Origin of the sequence: Leifsonia sp. LS1 (assembly GCF_020521355.1) — a bacterium.
Classification (GTDB): Bacteria; Actinomycetota; Actinomycetes; order Actinomycetales; family Microbacteriaceae; genus Leifsonia.
Genome location: NZ_BPER01000001.1, coordinates 401,949 through 425,185 on the forward strand (window position 1 = coordinate 401,949; position 23,237 = coordinate 425,185).

Here is a 23,237-nt window from a genome sequence, read left to right on the forward strand (position 1 = left end):
CCCGCCGCGGTGGCGACGAGGCCCGGGAGCCGTCCATCCGGGTGCAGGAGTCTCTGACGTTCCCCGCATCGACGGCGCGTACGCTGGAACGATGAGCCGCGACCTCGTCGAGCCGCGTGCGGCCGTCGTGTACAACCCGAGCAAGGTCCGCCTGTCCGCCCTGCGCACCGCGGTGGCGGCCCAGGAGGAACAGGCCGGTTGGGCGCCGTCCGAGTGGTTCGCGACCAGTGCGGACGACGACGGACGAGGTGCCGTGGAGAATGCGATGGCCGCAGATCCGCAGCTTGTCATCGTCGCGGGCGGCGACGGCACCCTGCGTGCGGCGGCCGCCGTGCTGGCGGGATCGGGAATCGGCATCGGCGTGGTCCCGTCCGGCACCGGGAACCTGTTCGCGCGTGAGCTCGGGCTTCCCGTCACCAACACGGGCGCAGCCGTCGCGACCGCCTTCGACGGCGAGGATCGCCTCATCGACCTCGGCTTCGCGCACCTCGAACGCGCCGGCGGCGAGAGCGAGGAGCGCGCGTTCCTCGTCATGGCGGGCATCGGGCTCGATGCGCACATGGCCGCGCACACCAACCAGAAGCTCAAGAAGCGGATCGGCTGGCTGGCCTACTCCGACCCCATCGCGCGCAGCATCCTCGGCAACCGGCGCTTCGACATGGTCTACGGCTTGGACGACAAGCCCGACGTCGCGATGCGGGCCCACACCGTCATCGTCGGCAACTCCGGCAGCCTGACCGCGGGCATGCTGCTCATCCCCGACGCCGTCGTCGACGACGGCCTGCTCGACGCGGTGGTGATGCGCCCGAAGGGCGGCGGAGGGTGGGCCGACATCGGCTACCGCCTCGCCTTCAACCGTCTCCTCCACCGCACGCGCTTCGGCCGGTTCGTCCGGCGCCTCACCCCGAAGCCGCGCGCCATCCTGTACGCCCAGGCCACGACCTTGCGCGTGCGCTTCCGTGAGCCGCAGGAGATCCAGCTCGACGGCGACCCCAACGGGTCCGTGATCGCTGCGAAGCTGCGGGTGGAGCATCACGCGCTGACGGTGCGGGTGCCGCGCGGGTGAGGGTGTGACCCGAAGTCGGGGAGGAGGTGTGTACCCCGGTCTCAGGGAAATGGTCGTGGCCGTCGTCGGCGGCGGCGGGCTCAGCCTGAAGCGCCTCGGCCGCTTCACCGACGGCTGGATTCTGCAGGCAGAGAATCCTGCCTTCCGCTCCATGCCCTCGATGGTCGTTCGGGAGTGGTGGCCTTCAGTGTCCACAGACAACGTGGATGAGGGCGCCGAAACCCTCCTTGGCGGCGTCGCACAGGACGCAGGCGAGCACGCCCGCCACCACGTTGAGAACGAAGCCGGCGAACCGGCGCGGGGTGGGCTTCTTGGGGCGGCGTAGTGCGTGTCGTGACATGCCGTACCAATGCGCGGCGAGAACACTCGGGTGTCAGCGGTGATCTGCCTGGTCGATGCGAACAGCTTCTACGCCTCCGCTGAGCGGGTCTTCAACCCCAAGCCGCAGGGCCGCCCGATCGTGGTGTTGTCGCGAAGGCCGCCATTGAGGCACTGCGGGAGAAGCTGCGGGCTGGGGTGAAGTACGTGCGCGCCGACGTTATGCTCAACGACCTCACCCCCGCCAGCTCGCACAGCTTTCTGCCGATGTTCCAGCCCACCTACGACCACCGCGGCGTCGGCGACCTCCTCGACAGAGTCCACCGCCGCCATGGAGAACCCGCGATCGGCCTGGGACTTGCCGGCGTCCGCCTCGGCCCTGGCTTCGAGATGCGCCGCGAGATGCTTTCACCGCGCTCCACGACGCACTGGACTGAACTTGCGACTGCGTATGCTCAGTGAACGCCGGGGCCGGTGCCGGATCAGCCTCTGCTGAGATGCGTGGCCAGATGACCAATGGCCCGGCGTATCACGCGCCGAGTCCGTGGTAGCCGCAGTCCAGCTTCTCGCGAGTCTTAGCCTGGTATCGACGGGGAAATGTTCCCATCAGCTCCAAGGATCAGGTCGATTGTCTGGGTTTGGATGGTGCCGCAGGGCCCTGGCTTCGAGGACGACACGGGGATCTCTATCGTTTGATTCAAAGTGAGAACAGTTTGACCGCCCTGCTTTCCCGTGACTTGGAGCGTAAACTGCGTTGTCTTCCCGATCGGCTTCTCAGAGATGAGTTGACGAGACCCAGCGAGTGACACGCACTTGTCGTTGTCCAGGCAGCCGATGAGTGACGCGCCCGGGTGCGCAGACAGCCAGGCTCGTGCGTCGAGGTTGATGCCTGGTGGGGAGATGTCGCGTCCGCTGCAGGCGGCTCCTGTGCAGCCGGTGAGGAGCGCGAACATCGCGACGGTCAGCCCGATACCAGTCGCTCGTAGGACGTGCCGCATGGTCAAAATCTACGCTCCGTTTTGCGGGAGAACAGTACTTGACCTATGTTCACTACCTCCGGTAGACCGAACGGTGTGCACCCAAGATGTCCGACTGAACATCGAAGGATTGGGGATGAAACCTTCAAGAGTCATATCTACGTTGACGGTTACGCTCATGGCGGTAGGTGCTGGGATTTCGTTTGCAGTCCCGGCGCAAGCGGAAATTCGCGCCGAGCCGGCTATCAATGGCACATCAGGAGACTGCCCTGCGGGCCTGCACACCAATGTCCCCGACCGAGGGGAGGTGGAGCGAAACGGGGCCAAGGCGCTCTTCACTTCCGACGAATTGCGGGACAACCCTCAGGCGGGCAATAGTGTGCCTCCACAGATGCAAAAGGTTCTCGCGAACGACCCGACGTGGTTGACGACGATCGACTGCGGACCAAAACTCGACCCCGCGAACGGGCAAGTGACACAAACACCATCCGCACAAGCTCGAGCAGCGACAGGGTTGATGCCGATCTACTCAGCCGTATCGCCGAACTGGGCGGGATATCGGCTGATGAATGTCGATTACCCGCTGCATCAGTTCATTAACTACGTCGGCGGCGCATGGACGGTTCCGTCGCCTTATGCGCCCGTTGGGGGGCTCGGTCAGGAGAATGCTTCGATCTGGGTCGGCATCGGCTCAGGCGACAACACGACCGACCAGCTCTTGCAGGCAGGAACGGTTTCCTACAGCGGGCCAGGCGTCGCAGGAGTCGGTCCCAGTGGCACTTACGGGTTCTTCGAGATGTTTCCGTACCAGGCGGAGCAGATGATCCAGAACTTCTCCGTCGTCGGCGGTGACATCGCCAGCTCCTACATCACCTTCCTCGCCGCGTCTAACCGGATGGTGTGGACCTTGTGCACCCAGTCTGCGAACGCCTGCGTTTCTGGGTGGGAACAGTTGAACGCCCCAGCCACCACGACGCAGGCAACACAGGCCGAATGGATTGTCGAGAGGCACGGACTGGGAGGCCTCATTCAGCCGCTCCTTGAGTTCGATGCTCCGGTCGATTTCTACGCCGCCTACGGCGAGATGCCCGGGGGGCCAAATCCTGTGGAAGATGACTATGTGATCGGGCAAGGACCCACCGGGACCACGGCCGATGATGTCCACCTAGACCAGCTGAGGATGTACAACTGCCTGGGGAACGACTCGGAGACCCTGGCCACAACCGGGGGGCTGAATATCCCAACGACCGGGCATTTCCTGGTGAACTGGCAAGCCAAGGGCAATATTTGCGGGGCCAGCTGACCAGTATTGCCGGCCATCTCACCTGCGGGTCACACGGGAACACCCAGCGGTGCCACGCTCCACCAAGCCCTGGGCGGAATTCGCGAACGCCCCGCGTGCTGAGCTGCGGCCTCTCGGCCGCGGCTGCTGCCAGGATGAACCGACTTCGCCGATCCGGCGCAGGTCGAGGGGCTGCTCGGTGCGCTCGGGCCGGTCGACATCCTCGTCAACAACGTCGGGCTGTTCGGTCTCGCGGAGTTCGAGTCGGTCGACGATGCAGAGTGGAGGCGCTACTTCGAGGTCAACGTGATGAGCGGCGTGCGGCTCTCGCGGCAGCTCCTGGGCGGCATGCTGGAGCGTGGCTGGGGCCGCGTGATCTTCGTCGGCAGCGAGTCGGGCGTGAACGTGCCGGCGGACATGGTCCACTACGGCGTCACGAAGGCCGCGATGATCGCGCTGGGCAACGGCCTCGCCAAGCGCACGCGCGGCACCGCCGTCACGGTCAACACGATCCTCGGGGGCCCGACGTACTCGGACGGCGTCGCGGCCGCCGTCGAGGCCATCGCGGAGCAGCAGGCGATCCCGGCGGAGACGATGAAGGAGGCGATCATCGGGCAGAACCGCACGACGCTCCTCGAGCGCTTCCTCTCCCCGGACGAGATCGCGCACCTCGTCGCCTACCTCGCGAGCCCGCTGGCGTCGGCGACGAACGGCGCGGCGATCCGCGCGGACGGGGGTGTGCTGACGGGGATGCTCTAGACGCCCCCGCCGCCTCCGCCGCCGCCCCCGCCGCCCGAGAACCCGCCGCCCCCGGTCCCGCCGGACGACGAACTGCTCGCGATGGTCGTGCTGGAGGAGATGCCGGAGACCATCTGCGAGAGCACGGCCGCGTTGAACGCGGTCTGCCCGGCGTACCAGGTCGGCGACTGCCCGGTCTGCTCGTAGAGCCTCCCGAGTTCCGCCTGCCACTTCTTCTCCTCGCCGAAGAGCACGGCCCACGGCAGGAGCCGCTCGGTGAGCTGCAGCATCTCGCGTGGATCGTCCGCGGCGACCGGCGCGCGCTCCGCCCCCTGCGGCGACTGGAGGTACCGGATGCGATCCGCTTCGGCGAGCTCGACGTACATCCGCAGCCCGTCGGCGTACTCGCGGAGCGTCGTGCCGGTGCTGGTCAGGGGCGAGCGCGACGTCAGGCCGGCGGCGGTGACGAACAGCACGATCGAGCCGAGAAGGATCAGGAACGGCGCCGCCCCGCCGTAGACGCCGACGATGCAGAACACCGCGCTCACGACGGCCAGCAGCGTCGCGGCGAGGCCCGCGAAGAAGACCGCGCGGATCGGTCCGCTCGGACCGGACGTGCGGTAGCCGTACCCGGTCGCATCCGTGTGGACCCGCTTCAGGACGGCGGAGATCGCGCGAGCCGCCCGTGCGTCGGACGAGCCGAGCTCGAGTGTCGCCCCCGGGGCGAGCGGCTCGCCGAAGAGCGCCTGCAGGAACTCCAGCTCGTCCCGCGTCGGATGCGGCTGCCGCAGCGCCTGTCGCCCGGTGGCCTCCGTCGAGACGAACTCCAGCGCATACTTCGGCCGCCCGAGGAACCCCGTGGTCTGCAGCACCCGGACCCGCCCCGACACCGCCAGGTCGAGCGTCTGTGCCGCGACCGCCTTGCTCGTGCGCCGCAGGATGTCCGCCGTGAGCAGCAGGCCCTCCGCGGGCGGCACGTACTCCGGGATGATCGTGCCGCGTCCCGGGGCGTCCCGCAGCAGGCGCACCCGCACCACGATCGCGCCGATCAGCGTCAGGATGACGAGCACCAGTCCGGCGACCGCTGCGTACCCCCAGCCCGTGTCGAACAGTCCGTCCGCGCGCGCGATGAACGTCCCGGACGCGAACCCGATCGCGAACGTGAGGTTCTCCCGCGCCCCCAGCCGATCGGCGGTGAAGCGGAACCCGTCCGCGGTGCGCTCGACGGTCGCTGCCTCCGTCGAGCCCTGCGCGCCCCGATACGCGGACGCCGTGCCCTTCAGCGCCTCCGCCAGCCCGGAGCCGAGATGCACGGTCGCCGTCACCCGGTCGAACGGCTGCGCCCACTCCGTCCCGTTCGCGTCCCAGTAGAACTCGTCGTCGTCCGTGTCGGCGAAGTGCCGCGTCACGTCCGTCTGCCGGTAGGTGATGACGTACGTCTGCTCGCCGTGCACGAACTCCTTCGCCGCGATCGTCAGCGAGAGGACACCGTCGTTCGACTCGCTCGTGTATGCCCGCGGGGACCCGTTCCCGTCCGTCACGGACACGACCTGCGGGCCCGTCGGATGCCCGTCGTACTCTTCGACCAGCTCCCGCCGGATGCCGTGGTTCTGATCCGTCTCGGGGAACCGCGCGACGAGCGTCTCGACGGTGGTGAGGGTCGAGTGCCCGCCGGCGTCGCGTCCGAGGCGGTAGTCCCCGTCGAAGCTGGCGAAGGTGAAGTCGTCGACGGAGACGGGGGCATGGCCGGGCGGCCGCTCGGCCGTCGTCGTCCGGGCAGCTGCTGCTCCCGCCGTCGCGCTCGTCAGGAGCACGATCGTGACGAGGGCGCCCAGGGCGGAAGCGATCACGTGCCGAGCACCCCGGGCGACCCCACCACGCGGCTGTCCAACCCGATCGCGGACTCCCACCTCACCCGCCGTCCTCCGCCCACGGGCGGCGTCGTCGGCAGCCGGTCCCTCCGGCGGCCCCCTCCATCCTGACATCGTCGCGAGTGCAGGACCGAGTGTGCGATGCGCAGTACTGTGCAATCCGTGGTACTGTCTGAAGCGAGACAGTGAGGTGGTGTTGTGGACACGACGCAATTGTTGAAGGGCGTGCTCGATGTCGCCGTACTCGCGGTCGTGCAGGAGGACGACGGCTACGGGTACGACATCGTCCGGCGCCTCCGCGAGGCCGGCCTGGGTGAGGTGGGCGATGCCTCCGTGTACGGAACGTTGCGGCGTCTCTACACCGCCGGCGCCCTCTCGAGCTATATGGCGCCGTCCGAAGGCGGTCCGAACCGCAAGTACTACGCCATCAACGCCGAGGGGGTGGAGATGCTCCAGAGCCAACGCCAGACCTGGACCGCCTTCTCCGCGGCGATGTCCGAGCTGCTGGGGAACGCTCCCCGGCAGCACTCCCCGTCCGTCCGCACGATCGGAGAACGATGATGCACACCACGACTCTGCGTGACGACGTCGCCGCGTTCGCCGCGGCCGTCCGCTCCCATCTGAGCGACCTTCCCGCGGATGACGTCGACGACCTGACCGACGGACTCGAGGCCGACCTGCTCGAGCAGGCCGAGGACAACGACGGGGCGCTCACCGCGGACGACCCCGGGCAGTACGCCTCCGAGTTGCGAGCGTCGGCCGGGCTGCCCGAGCGGGCAGGATCAGCCGCGGCGCCGACGCTGCGGGAGCGGGTGGGGGAATCCGTCGCCCGCATGCGGGGGGAGGCGTCGCGGCTGGCCCGCTCGAGCCGATTCGGCGCGTGGCTCACCGACTTTCTGCTGGCGCTCAGGCCGGCCTGGTGGGTGTTCCGCGGCTGGGCCGTGTACGTCGTGGGCTGGCTGCTGTTCACCGGGCAGGCCCGCCTTCTGCCCACCCAGATCCTGGGCTGGGTGGTGCTCGGCGCGAGCGTTCTCGTGAGTGTGCAGTGGGGGCGCGGCCGCTGGCTCCCGCAGCGATGGCTGACGTACGTCCGGCTGCTCGCTTCCGTCGTCGCCGTGCTCGCCGCGCCGTTCGTGGTCGGCGGCCTTGCCTCCGCGGTGAACGACTCCGGCTCGTACGCCGCCGGGCCCGTCGACGACCTGCCACCTCAGGGTCTCACGCTCGACGGCTCGGCGGTGACCAACATCTTCGGCTACGACGCCGACGGCCGTCCGCTCGACCACATCCAGCTCTTCGACCAGAACGGCGCGCCGCTGGTCACCGTCGGCGGCGACTCCACGGGCCTGGACGCCGACCCCAACACGTCGGACGCCGTAGTCCCGGTTCCGTACGCCAAGATCGGCAGCACCTACGTGTGGAACGTCTACCCGTTGCGCGTCGCGCCACTCGACGCCGACGGCCGGCCGAAGACGGGCGAGGAGGCGGCGGCGTCCCTCCCGTTCCCGGCGACCAACCCGCTCAGCGCGTACGAGCTGCCGACCCCGGAGCCGACGCCGACCCCGACCCCGAGTGTGACGGCGCGTCCCGGTGATGCGGCCACCACGACGCCCACACCGGTGCCGACGCCCGCGCCGTGACTGCTCCTCTGCCGGCCGGGCGATGAGTGCCGGCGGTCCGACCGCATCGGGCGAGAGGGATGATCTGTCGAGTCCGCGGACAGCTGGCGCTCGTCCGCAATCGTCGACGCGGCCTGGGCGCGGCAACCGCAGCCCCGCGATCAGAAACCTCGGTCGAGTCGCTACCCCCGTTCGACGTCGGCGGCGCGGTGAGCACGATCGGAGTAGATGAGAAAACTGGCTACTCCAATACTGCCTCCAATAGTTTCGGGTTAGTTGCTGGTTAGCCGCGAAGTATTGCGCATTGGATTGCTCAATCCGATGGCAGCGGACGGATGGGCGCGCTATTCTTCGCCAGCTGGCACGTCCGCCGTGCATAGAGCGCGCGGACCGCAATAGTTTGAGTCTAATATGGCTTTAGCGCGAAAGTATTGGAGGCACTCGTGGGTAGGCAGCGTATCTCCCTGACACCAGCCGCGCAGGACGCGCTCACCGTCCTCGGGCAGCAGATCCGCTTCGCACGCCATGACCGTGTGTGGTCGATGGCGGAACTCGCCGCACGTGCAGGTGTGTCCGAGAACACGGTGCGAGCGATCGAGACCGGAGGGGCGAACCCGTCTATCGGGAACGTCTTCAATGTCGCCGTCGCCGCCGGCGTGCCGCTGTTCAGCGCCGACCGTGACGAACTCGACAGGCTCGCCCGAGACGGCGCCGCCCGCCTCGCCCTGCTCCCCACCCGGGTGGATGAGCCGCGCCGGAAGGATGTCGATGGCGACTTCGACTTCTGACCGGTTCTACGTTTGGGTATGGCTCCCCGGCGAGACCTCACCGGTCACCGCTGGGGTCCTCGCGCCGAGAGGCACGGACCTCCGCTTCCGATACGGCGATCGCTACCTCGAGCGACCGAACGCGATCAGCCTCGGCCCGGACCTTCCGCTCGGAACCGACTGGCACGAACCGCAAGCCGACCTGCACATGCCCGGCAGCGTTCGGGATGCAGCACCCGACGCGTGGGGCCGCCAAGTCATCCTCAACCGGCTCACCGGCCGTCGCGGCGTCGACGCCGACACCAGCCTGCTTGACGAGCGCACCTACCTGCTGCAGTCCGGCTCCAACCGGTTCGGCGCACTGGACTTCCAGACCAGCGCGACCGACTACATCGCCAGGCGAGACACCGGTTCCCTCGACATGCTTCACCAAGCCGCGGACCTGGTCGCCGCGGGGCTGCCCGTCCCTGAACCGCTCGCGGACGCGCTCACCCTCGGCACCGCGATCGGCGGCGCCCGGCCGAAGGCGCTGCTGGAAGCGGACGGGAAGCACTACATCGCGAAGTTCTCCGCCAGCACCGACCCGTTCTCTGTCGTCGGCGCAGAAGCGGCCAGCATCGTCCTCGCCCGCAAGGCCGGCATCCGCGTCACCGACTCCCTCGTGGTCCGCTCCCTCGGCCGTGACGTCCTGCTCGTCGAACGGTTTGACCGCGTCGACGGCGGCCGCCGACTGGCCGTGTCCGGGCTCACCATCCTCGGCCTCGGCGAGATGACGTCCCGCTACGGCACGTACCCCGACCTGCTCGACAAGCTCCGCGCATCCGCTACCGCACCTGACACGGTCGGCGAGGAGTTGTTCACGCGGATCGCGTTCAACATTGCGATCAGCAACACCGATGACCACCTGCGCAACCACGCTGCGTTCTGGGACGGTGAGCACCTCGACCTCACCCCTGCGTACGACCTCAGCCCGATGAACCGGTCCGGCGAGACGGCGAAGCAGATCCTCGCGTACGGGCGCGACGGGGAACGGGACAGTACATTCGTCGGCCTCGTCGCCCAGTCGCACGTCTACGGTCTCAGCCAGGTTCGCGGCCGCGAGATCGTCAAGGATCTCATCGCCACCATCAGCGACAGTTGGGACGAGGCTGCGGAACTGGCTCGGCTGACCGTCACCGACAAGATGCTGCTGTTCGGGAGGCAGATCCTGAACCCCGGCACAACACATGGCCTCTGACCTGTTGGACCGGCTCCAGGAGCGGGGCCTTGTGCGCGTCACTGTTGAACTGCAACACAGCGAACCGGTCGTCGCGTCGGCACTGGGAACGGTCGATCAGCTCTTCGAGCTGAGCGACCCGTGGCCTCGGGCGACCAGCGGAACGCGACGACTCTCACCCTGCGAACACTGGAGCGAGTGACGGGAATCGAACCCGCGCTATCAGCTTGGGAAGCTGAAGTTCTACCATTGAACTACACTCGCGTGGCCTTCGAACCCAATGAAACACTGGGCGGTCGGGCTGCGGCCCAGACTACCCGGTCAATGGTTTTTGGCCAAACCCGCCGAGCGTGATCGTGATGGTGTCGTCCGGTCGATGAGGGCAGGGCGGTGTCGCGTCGGTGGTCGGGTCGGAGGCTACAGTTGCTTTGTCGTTGGAGCGAGGGGCGTCGAGGAGGTCCGTGACTGATCATCGGGTGACGATCGTCGATGTCGCCAACAAGGCGGGGGTGGCCGTGAGTTCGGTCTCGACCGCGTTGAACGGCCGGCCGGGGGTGTCCGAGGCGACACGCGAGCGGATCGTGCAGATCGCCAAAGATCTCGGATTCGTGCCGTCGCTCCGTGGCAAGAGCCTGTCCGGGCGGCGGGCGTACACGGTCGCCCTCGTGGTCCAGCGTGATCCTGACGTGCTCGAGCTCGACCCGTTCTTCGGCGGCTTCATCGGCGGGGTCGAGGAGGCGATCGATCCGCGCGGCTATGCCGTCGTGCTCCAGATCGGGGCGCAGCCGGAGGCGATCCTGCAGCGGTACCGCAAGCTCGCGGCGGACCGTCGCGTGGACGGCGTCTTCCTCGTCGATCTCGAAGCGGACGACCAGCGGATCCCCCTGGTGCAAGAGCTCGGGCTGCCGGCGGTCGCCGTCAATCCGGGGGCGGACTTCCCCCTCCCGGCCGTGCGGCAGGACGCCGAGGCGGGCATCCGGGCGACGGTGGAGCACCTGGTCGGTCTCGGCCATCGCCGCATCGCCTTCGTCGGCGGGAGGGCGGGGTACCTGCATTCCCTGCAGCGCGAGGCGGCCTGGCGGTCGGCGCTGGACGCGTTCGGTCTCGACCCGGGACCGGCCGTTCCCGGCGATTTCACGTACGAGGGGGGCGCGGCTGCGGCATCGGAGCTGCTCTCGCTCGCCCATCCTCCAACGGCGGTGGTGTGCGCGAACGACCTGTCCGCACTGGGCTTGATCGCGCAGGCGCAGCGGCTCGGCGTGTCGGTTCCGGAACGCCTTTCGGTGGCGGGATTCGACGACATCCGCCTCGGAACCTACGTGCGTCCGTCGCTCACCACGGTGCGCACGACGCCGCGCGAGCTCGGGCAGGAGGCGGGGCGGCTCCTCATCGACCTGGTCGAGAGCGGTCAGGCGGCGGACGTCCGCGTCGCCGACGCCGAACTGGTCGTCCGCGATTCCACGGCGGCGGTCCCGGCGAGCGCGACCCGCTGACGCCGGGAGGCGGCGGCGCGTTGCGTCGCCCCCGTCCCGTGTGTGAGACTTTCGCCGTGCCGAAACGTTTCGGTAAATGTCGCGCCCGCGAGGGCCTGCTCGATGAGGAGACCTGGATGACCACTCGCCGACCCGTTTGGAGGCGACGGATCGTCGCCGCGCTCGCCTCCGTCGCCCTCGGCCTCGTCGCCGGACTCGGCGCCGTTCCGGCGGCGGCCGCCGGGGCGACGCTCACCGTGAGCGCCGCGGAGCTGGACACCTCCGGCACCGTCGCCATCAGCTACGACGCCACCGGCTCGGCCGGCGCGAAGAACTGGATCGGGATCTACCGGCACGGGCAGAAGCCGGGCAGCGGGTCCTCCTCCCTCGACTGGCGCTACGCCCCGGGAGCCGGCGGCAGCTTCACCTGGGGACCGGGCTCGCGGGACGGCTGGACCCACGAGGCGGCCACGATCGGCGCAGGCGACCTGGACGTCTACCTGCTCGCGAACGACGGATACGGCGTCCTCGCCGGGCCGGTCGCCCTGCGCGTGCGGGTGCAGACCGTCCCGCCCAAGCCGGCGGTCGACGGCGTCAGCGAGCTCGACGTGCTCTCCTTCAACATCTGGAAGGGCGGGTCCGTCGTCTCCGGCGGCATCCAGCACGCGGCGGACGTCATCCGCGAGAGCGGCGCCGACGTGGCGTTCCTGCCCGAGCGCTTCGACCCGCGGCTCGCGGACGCGACCCCGGCCATCGCCGACCAGCTGGGCTACCACTCCGTCTCCGCCACCGACACGGGTCTGGTGTCGCGCTATCCCATCGTGTCCACGGCCACGGTCGGTGCGCGCTGGACCAAGGCGATCATCGATGTCAACGGCACCGATGTCGCGGTCTACGGCGGTCACCTCGAATACCGCTGGTATGCGGAGTACCTCCCGCGCGGGTACGGCCCGACCGCGATCGGGGACTGGCCCGCGGAGTTCCTCGGCGGCGGCGAGCTCAGCGCACCGGTGACCGACGTGGCGACCATGCTCACCATGAACGCCCAGTCGGGGCGGCCCGACTCGGCACGGGAACTGCTGGCCGACGTCGATGCGGAGAAGAAGGCGGGGCGCCTCGTCGTGGTCGGCGGCGACTTCAACGAGCCGTCGGCACAAGACTGGACCGCAGCCACCGCGGGACTCTTCGACCACCGAGGGGCCGTCGTGCCGTGGCAGACGACGCGCACCCTCCTCGACGGCGGACTGGCGGACTCCTACCGCCAGGCGCATCCTGACCCGGTGAAGAACCCCGGGTTCACCTGGCCCGCCGGCAACCCGAACGTCTCCGTCAACAGCCTGACCTGGGCTCCGAAGGCCGACGAGCGGGATCGCATCGACTACGTCTTCTACGCACCCTCGAGTCGCCTGGAGCTCGCCTCCGCGGCCGTCGTCGGTCCGCGCGCGACGATCGTCCGCAGCCAGCGGGTCGACGACGACAGCGACGATGTCATCGTCACTCCCGACGCCGTGTGGCCGAGCGACCACAAGGCCGTGCTCAGCAGGTTCCGCGTGTGCGCGGAGAGCTGTGTGCCGGACCAGCCGGGCGGACCGACGACCGGTCAGGAATCGGTGACGGCCGATGCGTCGCGTGTCGGCTCCCCCCTGATCGTGCGGGGGAGCGGATTCCTGCCGGGGGCGGCGGTGACCATCGAACTGCACTCGGAGCCGACCGTGCTCGGAACGGTCGAGGCGGGCCAGGACGGCGCCTTCCGCTTCGAGGTGACGGTGCCCGCCGGCACGGCGCCGGGAGATCACTCCCTCGTCGCGCTGATCGATGGTGCGGAGGTCGCACGGACGGCGGTCCGAATCGACGCGGCCGCCGATACGGGAGGAGGCACGGGACCATCGGATCCGGGCGCGTCGGATCCGGGCTCCATGGCGCCGGGCTCCACAGCGCCGGGATCCTCCTTGTCGGACCCGTCGACGAGCCGTGAGCTCGCCAGCACCGGGAGCGATGCAGTGCCCACGACGCTGATCGCCGTCGCGGTCCTGCTCCTCGGCCTCGTCCTGGCCATCGGTCGACGGGGATCGCTCCTGGCCGCTCGCGCGCGAGGGGGCCGACGTGCGTGAGGATGTCGCGCAGGGCGCGGAGCCGAGGTCTCCGCGCGGAGCTGCGACCCTGCCCCGGCTCGTCGCATTCGACCTCGACGACACCCTGGCGCCGTCCAAATCGCCCCTGACGCCGCGGATGACGTCGATCCTCGTGCGCCTCCTCGACGTCTGCGAGGTGTGCGTGATCTCCGGCGGCAGCTACGAGCAGTTCCGCCGCCAGCTCCTCGCGCGTCTTCCGGAGGGGCCGGACCTGCGCCGCCTGCACTTGATGCCGACGTGCGGGACGCGCTACCTCCGATGGGTCGGCGGCACCTGGACGCTGCAGTACGCGGAGGATCTCTCCGACGAGGAGAAGCGCGCGGCGGTCGACGCCATCGAAGAGGAGGCGCGCCGGCTCGGGCTGTGGGAGCCCGACACGCGGGGCCCGGCGATCGAGGATCGCGGATCCCAGATCACCTTCTCCGCCCTCGGGCAGGACGCCCCGATCGATGCGAAGGCGGCGTGGGACCCGGGCGGCGAGAAGAAGGCCCTGCTGCGATCCGCGATCCAGGGGCGCCTGCCGGGGCTCGAGGTCCGGTCCGGCGGGTCGACGAGCATCGACGTGACGAGGGTCGGTGTCGACAAGGCGTACGGGATGGCTCGTCTGGCCGAGCTGACCGGGATCGGCTACGCCGACATGCTGTTCGTCGGCGACCGCCTGGATCCGGATGGCAACGACTACCCCGTCCGGCGCCTCGGGGTGCCGACCCGGGCGGTGCACGGCTGGGAGGAGACGGCGGACGTCGTCGAGGATCTCCTCGCCCAGGCGGTCACGGACGTCGCGTAGTTGCACCACCGGCGGGAACGTGCCATGATTCGACTACCGAAACGTTTCGGTAACGTGCAATCACCACCCGAGCACTCACAGAGGAGACCCCCATGGCAACAACGAGGTTGCGGAAGAGCACCGCGATCCGGCGCGCGCTCGCCGGCATCGCGGCCGTAGCGACGATCGGCGCGCTGGCCGCGTGCTCGAGCGCGAGCGGCGGATCGTCCGACGGCGAGCCGAGCGGCAAGCTGCAGCTGCTGGTTTCGAGCAGCGACGCGACCGACGCAGGCTTCCGCGCGGTCAACGACGCGTTCAAGAAGAAGTACCCGGATGTGGATGTCGTCTTCTCGACCGTCTCGAACGACAACTACCCGGCGACCAAGTCTTCGCGCCTCACGGCCTCCAACCTCGACCTGTTCGTCGTGAAGGGCATGACCGAGACCCCGTCCTACGCCAAGGACGCCGCCACCGACGACGCCCGCCTCGCTGCGGCCGGCGGCCTGGTCGACCTCACGGACGAGGGCTTCCTGAAGAAGTACACCCCGACCCTCCTGAAGGCCCAGGCCATCGGCGGCAAGCAGTACTCGGTGCCGACCGGCGTGAGCTACTACACGGGCGTCTTCTACAACAAAAAGATCTTCGCCGACAACGGCCTCTCCGTCCCGACGACCTGGAGCGAGTTCACCTCGACGGTCGACACGCTCAAGGCCAAGGGCATCACGCCGTTCGGTCTCGGCGGCAAGGACAGCTGGCCCGCCGGCCTTCCCATGCTCGCCTCGGTCGCCTCGAACTACCCGACGGCGGCCGACAAGCAGAAGCTCGCCGAAGACATCTGGACCAACAAGGCCAAGCTCACCGACCCCACCGAGGTCAAGGTGCTCCAGCAGACGGAGTACGTGCTGCAGAACGCACAGCAGGGCGCGGCCGGCGCCGACTACACGTCGATCCCGGCGGGCTTCGCCGCCGGCGACTTCGCGATGACGGTCGACGGCACCTGGGACCAGCCGACCATCGACGCGGCCGTCGCCAAGAAGTTCGACTACGGCTACTTCCCGTTCCCGGGCTCGGAGACCGCTGCCGACAACGCGTTCCTCAACGGCAAGACCGAGCTGCAGCTGGCCATTCCGACCTCGGCGAAGAACAAGACCGCGGCTCTGGCCTGGCTCGACTTCTTCTCGCAGAAGGACACCTACCAGCTGTTCCTCGAGAAGTCGGGCTTCTCGTCCGCGCAGCCGGACATCGAGACCAGCGCGTTCCTGCAGTCCATCGCCCCCTACACCTCCACCTACCAGCCGGCGTGGGACCAGATCTGGTTCGCGAACAACAAGGCCGGCCAGGACGCGGTGTTCCCGTTCAACTACCCGGCGTTGACCCCGCTCGGCTCCGACTCGCCGGAGCAGGCGGCGGCGGCGGCGCAGAAGGCCTGGACGGCCGCGGGCTGACCCACTCCCGTGACGGCGGGCCGCGACCGGCGACGGCGCGGCCCGCCCCAGGGCTCGAACGACAGTGAATCGAACGACACATGGCTGAGACCTTCCCCTTCCCCCGGCGCACTCCGGTGCGCGTCACCTTCGGGCTCGGGATGCTGCTGCTCGGGATCTTCGGGTTCGTCCCGGCGATCGGCGTGCTGGTGGCCTCGTTCACCGACCTCCGCGGGCTGCCGGGCCTGCCGATCAACTTCGTCGGCATCCAGAACTACGTCGACTTCTTCTCCCCGGCGAAGTGGGCCGACAGCGCCAACGCGCTGACGAACACGGTGATCTTCGCCTTCGCGAGCACCCTGATCCAGATCGTGGTCGCGCTGGCGATCGCGGTGCTCCTGAACCGCAAACTCAAGGGCCGCAACTTCTATCGCGCGGTCGTCTTCATGCCGACCATCCTCGGCGTGACCGTGACGGGCCTGGTCTGGTCGCTGATCTTCAACGTCAGCGGCGGCCCGGCGGCATCGATCCTCGGGCTGTTCGGCGGTCACTCCGCGTTCTTCGGCGACCCGCATCTCGCTCTCTCCCTGGTCATCCTCGTGCAGGTGTGGATGGTGCTGGGCGTCTCGGTCATCATCTTCCTCTCCGGTCTCCAGGCCGTGCCCGAAGAGCTGCACGAGGCCGCGGAGATCGACGGAGCGAGCGCGTGGCAGCGTTTCCGCAGCGTCACGGTGCCCCTTCTGGCTCCGTCCATCACGGCGAACGTGCTCCTCGGCATCGTGAACGCCCTCCAGAGCTACCAGCTCATCTACGTGCTCAGCGGGCCGAACAACCGGTCGACCCAGGTACTCTCGCTCCTCGTCTACGTGCAGGGCTTCGGCGGAGCGTCCGGCACGACACTGTCCCAGTCCCAGGGCTATGCGGCGGCGGTCTCGATGGTCCAGTTCGTGCTGGTCGCAATCGTCTCCATCGTTGCCCTGGCCGTGCTCCGCCGACGGGAGGCCAAGCTGTGAGCACCACCATCACCCCCGCCCCGACGGGCGGCGCGGATGCGCCGTCCACCGAGGGAGACGACCGGAGACGGCGGGAGTCCCCGGCGGCACCGAGCCGACGCCGCCGCCGCCGCATTCCGATCGGGGCATACATCTGCGCCCTCGTTCTGCTGGTGGTCTTCCTCTTCCCGCTCCTCTATCTGCTGAACACGGCGCTCAAGACGCAGGCCGAGTTCGTCGCGGACCCGGTCGGCCTGGTGCGCGACCCGCAGTGGGGAAACTTCGTGACCGCCTGGAACACCGGCGATTTCGGCGCATACATCCTCAACAGCGTCCTGTACACGGCCGCCGGCTCGGCGATCGGCACCCTCCTGACGCTGGTCCTCTCGTTCCCGGTCGCACGAGGCTACGTGAAGGGCGCCAAGTACTGGTCGGTGATCTTCGTGCTGGTGCTGTTCCTGCCCAACGCGCTCATCACCCAGTTCCAGCTGCTGCTGCGCCTCGGCCTGTACGACACGCAACTCGGCTACATCCTCCTCGTCGGCGTGGGCGTGGGCGTCGGCCCGCTGCTGCTGAGCGGCTTCGTGAAGTCGATCCCGCGGGAGCTCGACGAGGCGGCGGCGATGGACGGCGTCGGCTACTGGCGCTACCTGTTCGGCTTCATCTTCCCGCTGGCGCGCCCCGCCCTCGTCACCGTGTTCATCCTCCAGGCGGTATGGATCTGGAACGAGATCATCCTCGCGACGGTGCTCCTCGCCGACCCGACGAAGTTCCCGGTGACCGTCGGCCTCTACGCCTTCAAAGGCACCTATGGCAACCAGTGGCCGCTGCTGGCGGCCGCCACCTTCATCGTCGCCGCTCCGCTGATCGTCGGCTACATCTTCATCCAGCGCTATCTCGTCAACGGAGTGGTCGGCGCCATTAAGGGCTGACCACCGTTCGCGACCGTCCACCACCATCCGAAGAAGGGTCCTGTGTCCTCCATCTCCTCCCTCTCCACCTCCACCCGCGTGCCGTACGCGCTCGAACGCGTCGGCATCGTGATGGAGCCGGACCCCACTGATCCGCGACAGGTCGAGGGAGTGCTCAATCCCGCGACCGTGCAGAGTCCGGACGGCACTCTCCATCTCTTCCCGCGGCTCGTCGCCGAGCACAACGTCTCGCGGATCGGCCGCGCGCGGGTCGTCTTCGACGGCGGCGTGCCGAGCGGTGTCGTCGACCTGGAGATCGCCCTGGACGCGGACCGCGGCTGGGAGCGCGGCACCGAGCACGGCGGGGTCGAGGATCCGCGCATCACCACGATCCCGGACCTCGGCGTGCACGTGATGAGCTATGTCGCCTTCGGCCCGCTCGGACCGAAGCCGGCGCTGGCGGTCTCGACCGACGGCGAGAGCTGGCGGCGTCTCGGGCCCCTCCAGTTCGAGTACGACGACGCGCTCGACACCGACCTGAACCTGTTCCCGAACAAGGACGTCGTGTTCTTCCCCGAGGTCGTCCCCGACCCGCAGGGCGCGCCGAGCTTCGCCCTGCTCCACCGGCCGATGTGGGACTTCGGGTTCGTGCGCTCCGGCGAGCGGCCGCCGCTGCCCGCCGGCGTGCCGGACGACCGGGCCAGCATCTGGATCTCCTACGTGCCCGTCGCCGATGCGATGCAGGACCTCTCGGCGCTGGTGCGCCCGCGGGGGCACCGCTTCGTCGCCGGCCCCGAGTTCGCCTGGGAGGCGCTCAAGATCGGCGCGGGCCCCGCGCCGCTGCGCGTGCCGGAAGGGTGGCTGCTGCTCCATCACGGCGTGACCGGCGACGTGGGGGAGAGCGCATTCGTGCCCCACGCCTTCGACGTGAACTACGTCGTCGGGGCGATGCTGCTCGACGCCGACGACCCGTCCCACGTGCTCGCCCGGACGAGCGAACCCCTGCTCACCCCCGAGACGGCGGAGGAGACGGCGGGCACCGTGGCCAACGTCGTCTTCCCCACGGCGATCGAGCGGATCGGCGACGAGCACTTCGTGTTCTACGGCGCCGCAGACACCCGCATCTCCGTCGCCCGCCTCGTGCGGACCGCCGACTGACCGTCGCGGCGCCGGTCCCTCCTCGCGTGTGACCGGCGCCGCATCCCCCCTCCCAGCCGCACCCCCGAACAGCTCGACCCGCTCCAGCCGCACCACTCGCTCCACACACCCGAATACGATCCCCCGATCCAGAGGAGTCTGCGCAATGTCGCGTGACCGAGAAGCATCACCAGCCCCAGGGCGCCGCACCATACGCGCCCGCCTCGTCGGGGCGACAGCCGCCGTCGTCGCCCTCGTCCTGGGCCTCGCAGGACTCACGAGCGCGCCGGCGACGGCCGCCGACCTGAACTCCGACGTCGCCACCATCGTGTCCCGGCTGCAGGACTACTACCTGAGCCAGGGCGACGAAGTGCAGATCGCCAACGGCATCTACCTCGCACAGACGTCCAACGCGCTGGAGTACGTGAAGTCGCAGAACGCGGACGGCTCGTGGTCCGATGTCGATTACACCGACCGCACGAGCTCGGCCAACGGCAAGACGTGGGACGCCTACAAGGCGCTCTACCGCATGGTCGCGATCGCGCAGGCCTACCAGGACAAGACGGCGAAGGGCTTCCACGACGCGAGCCTGCTCGCCGCCGAGGAGCGCGCGCTCGCCTACTGGGACAAGGCCGACCCGGGCAACACCAACTGGTGGGAGACCGAGATCGGCGAGTCCATCGCGATGGGCCGCATCTCGATCTTCCTCGGCGACGTGCTGAGCGCAGACGGGCTCGCCCTCACCATCAAGCACAATCAGGGCAAGCTCGACCCGGCCGGCGCGAACGGCGCCTGGCGCACGTCCGACTACCTCTACAAGGCGCTCGCCACCCGCAACGCCGACCAGATCACCGCGGGCTTCGCCACGATGGTGAAGACCGTCGCCGTCGACAACTCCGGCACGGTGCAGGAGGCGGTCCAGCCGGACGCCACGTTCTGGGCTCACGGTGCGCAGCTCTACAGCGAGGGCTACGGCATGGCCCTGTTCACCCAGGTCGCGATGTGGGCCGACTCGGCGCGGGGCACCAGTCTCGCCTTCACCCGCGACCAGCTCGACACCATCGCCTTCTACATCATCGACGGGACCCGCTGGATGATCCGCGGCGAGATCGGGATGCTCTACCTGCTCTACCGGCCGGCCACCACGGTCGACGGCGTCACCAGCTACGCCGCGGTGTTCCTCGACCCCCTCGACCGGATGGCGCGCACCGACGCGCTCTACGCGAGCGACTACCGCGAGCTGGCCGACAGCATCCGCGGCAAGACCGCGGGCAACGGCCAGACCGGCAACACCTACTTCTGGCGCTCCGAGTTCTCGTCGCACCAGCGCGCGGGCTTCGGCATCTTCACCGCCCTCAACTCCAGCCGCACGGTCGGCAGCGAGTACCGCTCCACGCTCCGGAAGGACGTCGGCAACGAGGTCGTCTGGAGCAAGGCGGGCGCGACGGCGATCCAGGTGACGAACAAGGAGTACACGGCGCTCGGCCCCGCCTTCGACTGGTACCACTACCCCGGCACCACCGTCCCGTACGTCAAGGAGACCACCCTCGGCACCGACGGACGCTCGACCAACGGCGGCAGCTTCACGGGCGGCGTCTCGGACGGGCACTACGGCGTCAGCGTCGAGAGCCTGGACCGCGCGAGCACGCAGGCGCAGAAGAGCTACTTCTACCTCGACGACGGGATGGTCGCACTCGGCGCGGGCATCACCTCCACCAACGCGGCCGCCGTGCACACGACGGTCAACCAGGTCGACGCGAAGCCGAACGCCTCGGTCGACGGAACCGCGGTCGCCGCCGGAACCGACGGGAAGGTCGTCAGCGACCCGTCCTGGGCCTACAACGACAAGGTCGGCTACGTCTTCCCGTCGAGCGACCCGGTCGTGGTCTCCGACAAGACCCAGACGGGCAGCTACTACGGTGACCAGCCGCAGAGCCACGACGCGTTCACCCTCTACTTCGACCACGGGGTGAAGCCGACCGGGGCCGGCTACGAGTACATCGTCCTGCCCGGCGCCACGCCCGCGCAGACCGCCGCCTACGCCGCGAACCCCGCTGTCAGCATCCTGCGCAACGACAGCGCCGTGCAGGCGGTGCACGACCCCCGCGTCAAGCGGACGATGGCGACGTTCTACCAGGCGGGCTCCCTCGATCTCGGCGACGGCCGCACACTGACCGTCAGCCAGCCGGCGATCGTGCTGCTCGACGAGTCCGGCCCGACGCCGATCGTCAGCCTGTCGAACCCGGGACAGCCCGGGCTCCTGGTCAACGTCGGACTCAGCGGCGCGGGAGCGGCCATGCACGGCACCTTCGTGCTCGGCTCCGGCGCCGCGCTGGGCAAGACGGTGTCCGCACCCTTGGCGGCGGACGAGTCGGACGGCTCGCCGTACACCGCCTCCGCTTCCGCGTCCGGGCACGGCCCCGCGCTCGCCGGCGACGGCGACCAGGGCACGTACTGGCAGTCGGCCGGGGACAGCCCCTGGCTGCGGCAGCAGCTCGCCGCCGGCTCGTTCGCGACCGGCGTCGACATCGACTGGGGCACGGACTACGCCACCCGGTTCCTCGTCCAGACCTCCACCGACGGCACCAACTGGACCGACCAGAAGCTCGTGCAGAAGGGGACCGGTGGGCACCAGCACGTCGACTTCCCGGCGACCGCGGCGAACTTCGTGCGCGTCCTGCTGCTGGACAGCAGCGGGTCGGGGGGATTCGCGGTGCGGGAGCTCAAGGCGAGCGCCAGCGTGAACCTCGCGCTCGGGGCGCCGACCACGGCGTCCGACGGCACCAACCCGGGCAGCGCCACCGACGGCAACATGACCACCCGCTGGATCGCCGATCGCACCGGATCGCCCGACACCTCGTGGCTGCAGGTCGATCTCGGCAGCGTGCGCTCGATCGGTGCGGTGCGGATGTTCTGGGAGTCGTCGTACGCGAGCCAGTACAAGATCCAGGTATCCGATGACGGCAAGACGTGGACCGACGCGTACGTCACCCCGACCGCGGGAAGCGACGGCGCCACGGATCTCGTGGGAGTGTCGGCGACCGGCCGCTACGTGCGGATGCAGACGGTGAAGCGTGCGCTCACCTCGTACGGCGTCTCTCTGTTCGAGTTCGAGGTGTTCGGCGACTCCTCCCTGCTGTCGGCGCCGACCGCGGGCGGGCGGGTGAACCTGGCCAAGGGGCAGCCGACCACCGCGGACAGCGTGTACAACAACCTGGCCAACATCACCGCCCCGATGGCGACCGACGGATCGAAGACCACCAAGTGGTCCTCCGCGCGGCCGACCGGCGCCGCGCCGTACACCAACCAGAACTGGCTCCAGGTCGACCTCGGCTCCGTCCGCGGCGTGTCGCAGGCAGTGGTGGAGTGGGAGTCCAGCAACTCCACCGACTACCGCCTCGAGGGCTCGGTCAACGGCACCGACTGGACGCAGCTCGCGCACGTGCAGAACACCGCCACGGGAGACCACCGCCGCGACACCACCGATTTCCCGACCGCGGAGATCCGTTACATCCGGGTGATCGGCGCTCCCGCGACGAAGTACGGGCTCAACATCTGGGAGTTCGAGGTCTACGGCGGGTACGCCCTGTCGTGCGCAGCGCCGGTCACGGCCGATCGCGACAGCACAGCGACCATCGCTGCCACCATCAATCCGGTCGACGGCAGCGACTCCTTCACCGCACATGTGCTCGACAGCAGTGTGGCGACCCTCTCAGGGCAGCCCCGTGTCGGCGCCGACGGACGGATCGAGTTCGATGTGAAGACGCACGGGGGCGGTACGACCGCCGTGCTCGTCGGGCACGCCAACGGGGACGAGTCCGCGTGGTGCAGCCTGTCGGTCGCCGTCGACACGAGCGTGCTCCAGCAGCTGGTCGATCAGGCCAACGGGCTCGACAGCACGCGGTACACGGCCGCCAGCTGGGCGCCCCTCCTCCCCGCGCTCGAGGCGGCGAAGACGGCCCTGAAGACAGCCGGCCTCACTCAGGCGACGATCGACGGGCGCGCCGCGGACCTCCGTGCAGCCATCGACGGGCTCGCGGAGCCGGCCGACCCGACGGTCGCGCTCACCGGAGACCCGGTCGCCGGTGGTCGCGTCGACCTCACCGGCGCCGGGTTCGGCGCGGGGGCCGCGCTCACGATCGAGCTGCACTCCGCGCCGGTCGAGCTGGGCACTGTCACGGCGGACGAGTCCGGTGCGTTCACGACGACCGTGGCCATTCCCGCCGACACGGCCCCCGGCCGCCACACGATCGCGGTGCTGCAGGACGGCACCGTCAGAGCCTCCCTCGAGGTCGAGATCCGCGCCGCGGATCCGTCCGGCAGCGGGGGAGGGGGAGACACCTCCGGCTCCGGTTCGGGCTCGGGCACCGGGCCGGGAGCGCCGTCGGCGACGCAGGACGAGGACGACCTGGCGAAGACGGGCGGTGACTCCACCGCGCTCTGGCTGGGCGGGGGGATCGCCGTGCTGCTCCTCGCCGCAGGTGCGGTCTTCGTGAGCCGTCGTCGCCGCACGGAGGGGTGACGGTGCGGGCCCGGCCGATCGTGGCCGGGC

18 protein-coding genes and 1 tRNA gene are annotated in these 23,237 nt (G+C 69.2%); 17 read left to right on the forward strand and 2 right to left on the reverse strand.

What is annotated here, in order from left to right; genetic code table 11:
* Positions 1-91 precede the first annotated feature (91 nt).
* From LLS1_RS01985 to LLS1_RS02005, 5 genes are all read left to right on the forward strand, one after another.
* The gene (locus LLS1_RS01985; RefSeq protein WP_226653362.1) at positions 92-1,066 is read left to right on the forward strand and encodes a diacylglycerol kinase family protein; all 975 of its coding nucleotides are present in this window, start codon (positions 92-94) and stop codon (positions 1,064-1,066) included.
* A gap of 55 nt (positions 1,067-1,121) precedes the next feature.
* Entirely contained in the window at positions 1,122-1,391 is a 270-nt protein-coding gene (locus LLS1_RS01990) for a hypothetical protein (RefSeq protein WP_226653363.1), read from the forward strand.
* A gap of 191 nt (positions 1,392-1,582) precedes the next feature.
* Complete coding sequence (locus LLS1_RS01995) at positions 1,583-1,846, forward strand: DUF4113 domain-containing protein (RefSeq protein WP_226653364.1); 264 nt, start codon at positions 1,583-1,585, stop codon at positions 1,844-1,846.
* Positions 1,847-2,497: 651 nt separating this feature from the next.
* Positions 2,498-3,664, forward strand: coding sequence for a G1 family glutamic endopeptidase (locus LLS1_RS02000; RefSeq protein ID WP_226653365.1), 1,167 nt, complete (start codon positions 2,498-2,500; stop codon positions 3,662-3,664).
* 171 nt (positions 3,665-3,835) lie between these two features.
* A complete protein-coding gene (locus LLS1_RS02005) occupies positions 3,836-4,402 on the forward strand; it encodes an SDR family NAD(P)-dependent oxidoreductase (RefSeq protein ID WP_226653595.1) in 567 nt (188 codons plus the stop codon).
* On the opposite strand, the gene LLS1_RS02010 is transcribed toward LLS1_RS02005, so the two are convergent.
* Entirely contained in the window at positions 4,399-6,231 is a 1,833-nt protein-coding gene (locus tag LLS1_RS02010; protein WP_226653366.1) for a DUF2207 domain-containing protein, read from the reverse strand. The two genes, LLS1_RS02005 and LLS1_RS02010, sit on opposite strands and share 4 nt — an antisense overlap.
* Before the next feature lie 219 nt (positions 6,232-6,450).
* Here LLS1_RS02010 and LLS1_RS02015 point away from each other — a divergent pair, with 219 nt between their 5' ends.
* The 4 genes from LLS1_RS02015 (at position 6,451) to LLS1_RS02030 (ending at position 9,872) form a co-directional block, all read left to right on the forward strand.
* Positions 6,451-6,813, forward strand: a complete 363-nt coding sequence (locus LLS1_RS02015; RefSeq protein ID WP_223358418.1) for a PadR family transcriptional regulator — start codon at positions 6,451-6,453, stop codon at positions 6,811-6,813.
* Positions 6,810-7,889 carry a hypothetical protein gene (locus LLS1_RS02020; protein ID WP_226653367.1) on the forward strand — a complete coding sequence of 360 codons (1,080 nt, stop codon included), beginning with the start codon at positions 6,810-6,812 and terminating at the stop codon, positions 7,887-7,889. Before LLS1_RS02015 ends, LLS1_RS02020 begins: the two co-directional genes overlap by 4 nt.
* 422 nt (positions 7,890-8,311) lie before the next feature.
* Positions 8,312-8,656 (forward strand): helix-turn-helix domain-containing protein, encoded by a 345-nt coding sequence (locus tag LLS1_RS02025; RefSeq protein ID WP_226653368.1) that lies wholly within the window; start codon positions 8,312-8,314, stop codon positions 8,654-8,656.
* Positions 8,637-9,872 carry a type II toxin-antitoxin system HipA family toxin gene (locus LLS1_RS02030; RefSeq protein WP_226653369.1) on the forward strand — a complete coding sequence of 412 codons (1,236 nt, stop codon included), beginning with the start codon at positions 8,637-8,639 and terminating at the stop codon, positions 9,870-9,872. Before LLS1_RS02025 ends, LLS1_RS02030 begins: the two co-directional genes overlap by 20 nt.
* Positions 9,873-10,041: 169 nt before the next feature.
* On the opposite strand, the gene LLS1_RS02035 is transcribed toward LLS1_RS02030, so the two are convergent.
* Positions 10,042-10,115, reverse strand: a tRNA-Gly gene (locus LLS1_RS02035).
* Between the two features lie 197 nt (positions 10,116-10,312).
* On the opposite strand from LLS1_RS02035, the gene LLS1_RS02040 reads away from it, so the two are divergent.
* The 8 genes from LLS1_RS02040 to LLS1_RS02075 all read left to right on the forward strand — a co-directional run bounded on the left by LLS1_RS02040 (position 10,313) and on the right by LLS1_RS02075 (position 23,207).
* Positions 10,313-11,344, forward strand: a complete 1,032-nt coding sequence (locus LLS1_RS02040; RefSeq protein ID WP_223358414.1) for a LacI family DNA-binding transcriptional regulator — start codon at positions 10,313-10,315, stop codon at positions 11,342-11,344.
* A gap of 116 nt (positions 11,345-11,460) precedes the next feature.
* A complete protein-coding gene (locus LLS1_RS02045) occupies positions 11,461-13,434 on the forward strand; it encodes an endonuclease/exonuclease/phosphatase family protein (protein WP_226653370.1) in 1,974 nt (657 codons plus the stop codon).
* Positions 13,427-14,242, forward strand: coding sequence for an HAD-IIB family hydrolase (locus tag LLS1_RS02050; protein WP_226653371.1), 816 nt, complete (start codon positions 13,427-13,429; stop codon positions 14,240-14,242). The genes LLS1_RS02045 and LLS1_RS02050 overlap by 8 nt, the downstream gene beginning before the upstream one ends.
* 92 nt (positions 14,243-14,334) lie before the next feature.
* The gene (locus tag LLS1_RS02055) at positions 14,335-15,666 is read left to right on the forward strand and encodes an ABC transporter substrate-binding protein (protein WP_223358411.1); all 1,332 of its coding nucleotides are present in this window, start codon (positions 14,335-14,337) and stop codon (positions 15,664-15,666) included.
* 80 nt (positions 15,667-15,746) lie between these two features.
* Positions 15,747-16,658: a carbohydrate ABC transporter permease gene (locus LLS1_RS02060; RefSeq protein ID WP_226653372.1), complete on the forward strand. Its 912-nt coding sequence runs from the start codon at positions 15,747-15,749 to the stop codon at positions 16,656-16,658.
* Complete coding sequence (locus tag LLS1_RS02065) at positions 16,655-17,569, forward strand: carbohydrate ABC transporter permease (protein WP_223358409.1); 915 nt, start codon at positions 16,655-16,657, stop codon at positions 17,567-17,569. Before LLS1_RS02060 ends, LLS1_RS02065 begins: the two co-directional genes overlap by 4 nt.
* A 111-nt stretch (positions 17,570-17,680) precedes the next feature.
* The gene (locus LLS1_RS02070; protein WP_226653596.1) at positions 17,681-18,706 is read left to right on the forward strand and encodes a glycosidase; all 1,026 of its coding nucleotides are present in this window, start codon (positions 17,681-17,683) and stop codon (positions 18,704-18,706) included.
* A 145-nt stretch (positions 18,707-18,851) separates the two neighbouring features.
* The gene (locus tag LLS1_RS02075) at positions 18,852-23,207 is read left to right on the forward strand and encodes a discoidin domain-containing protein (RefSeq protein WP_226653373.1); all 4,356 of its coding nucleotides are present in this window, start codon (positions 18,852-18,854) and stop codon (positions 23,205-23,207) included.
* Positions 23,208-23,237: the final 30 nt, after the last annotated feature.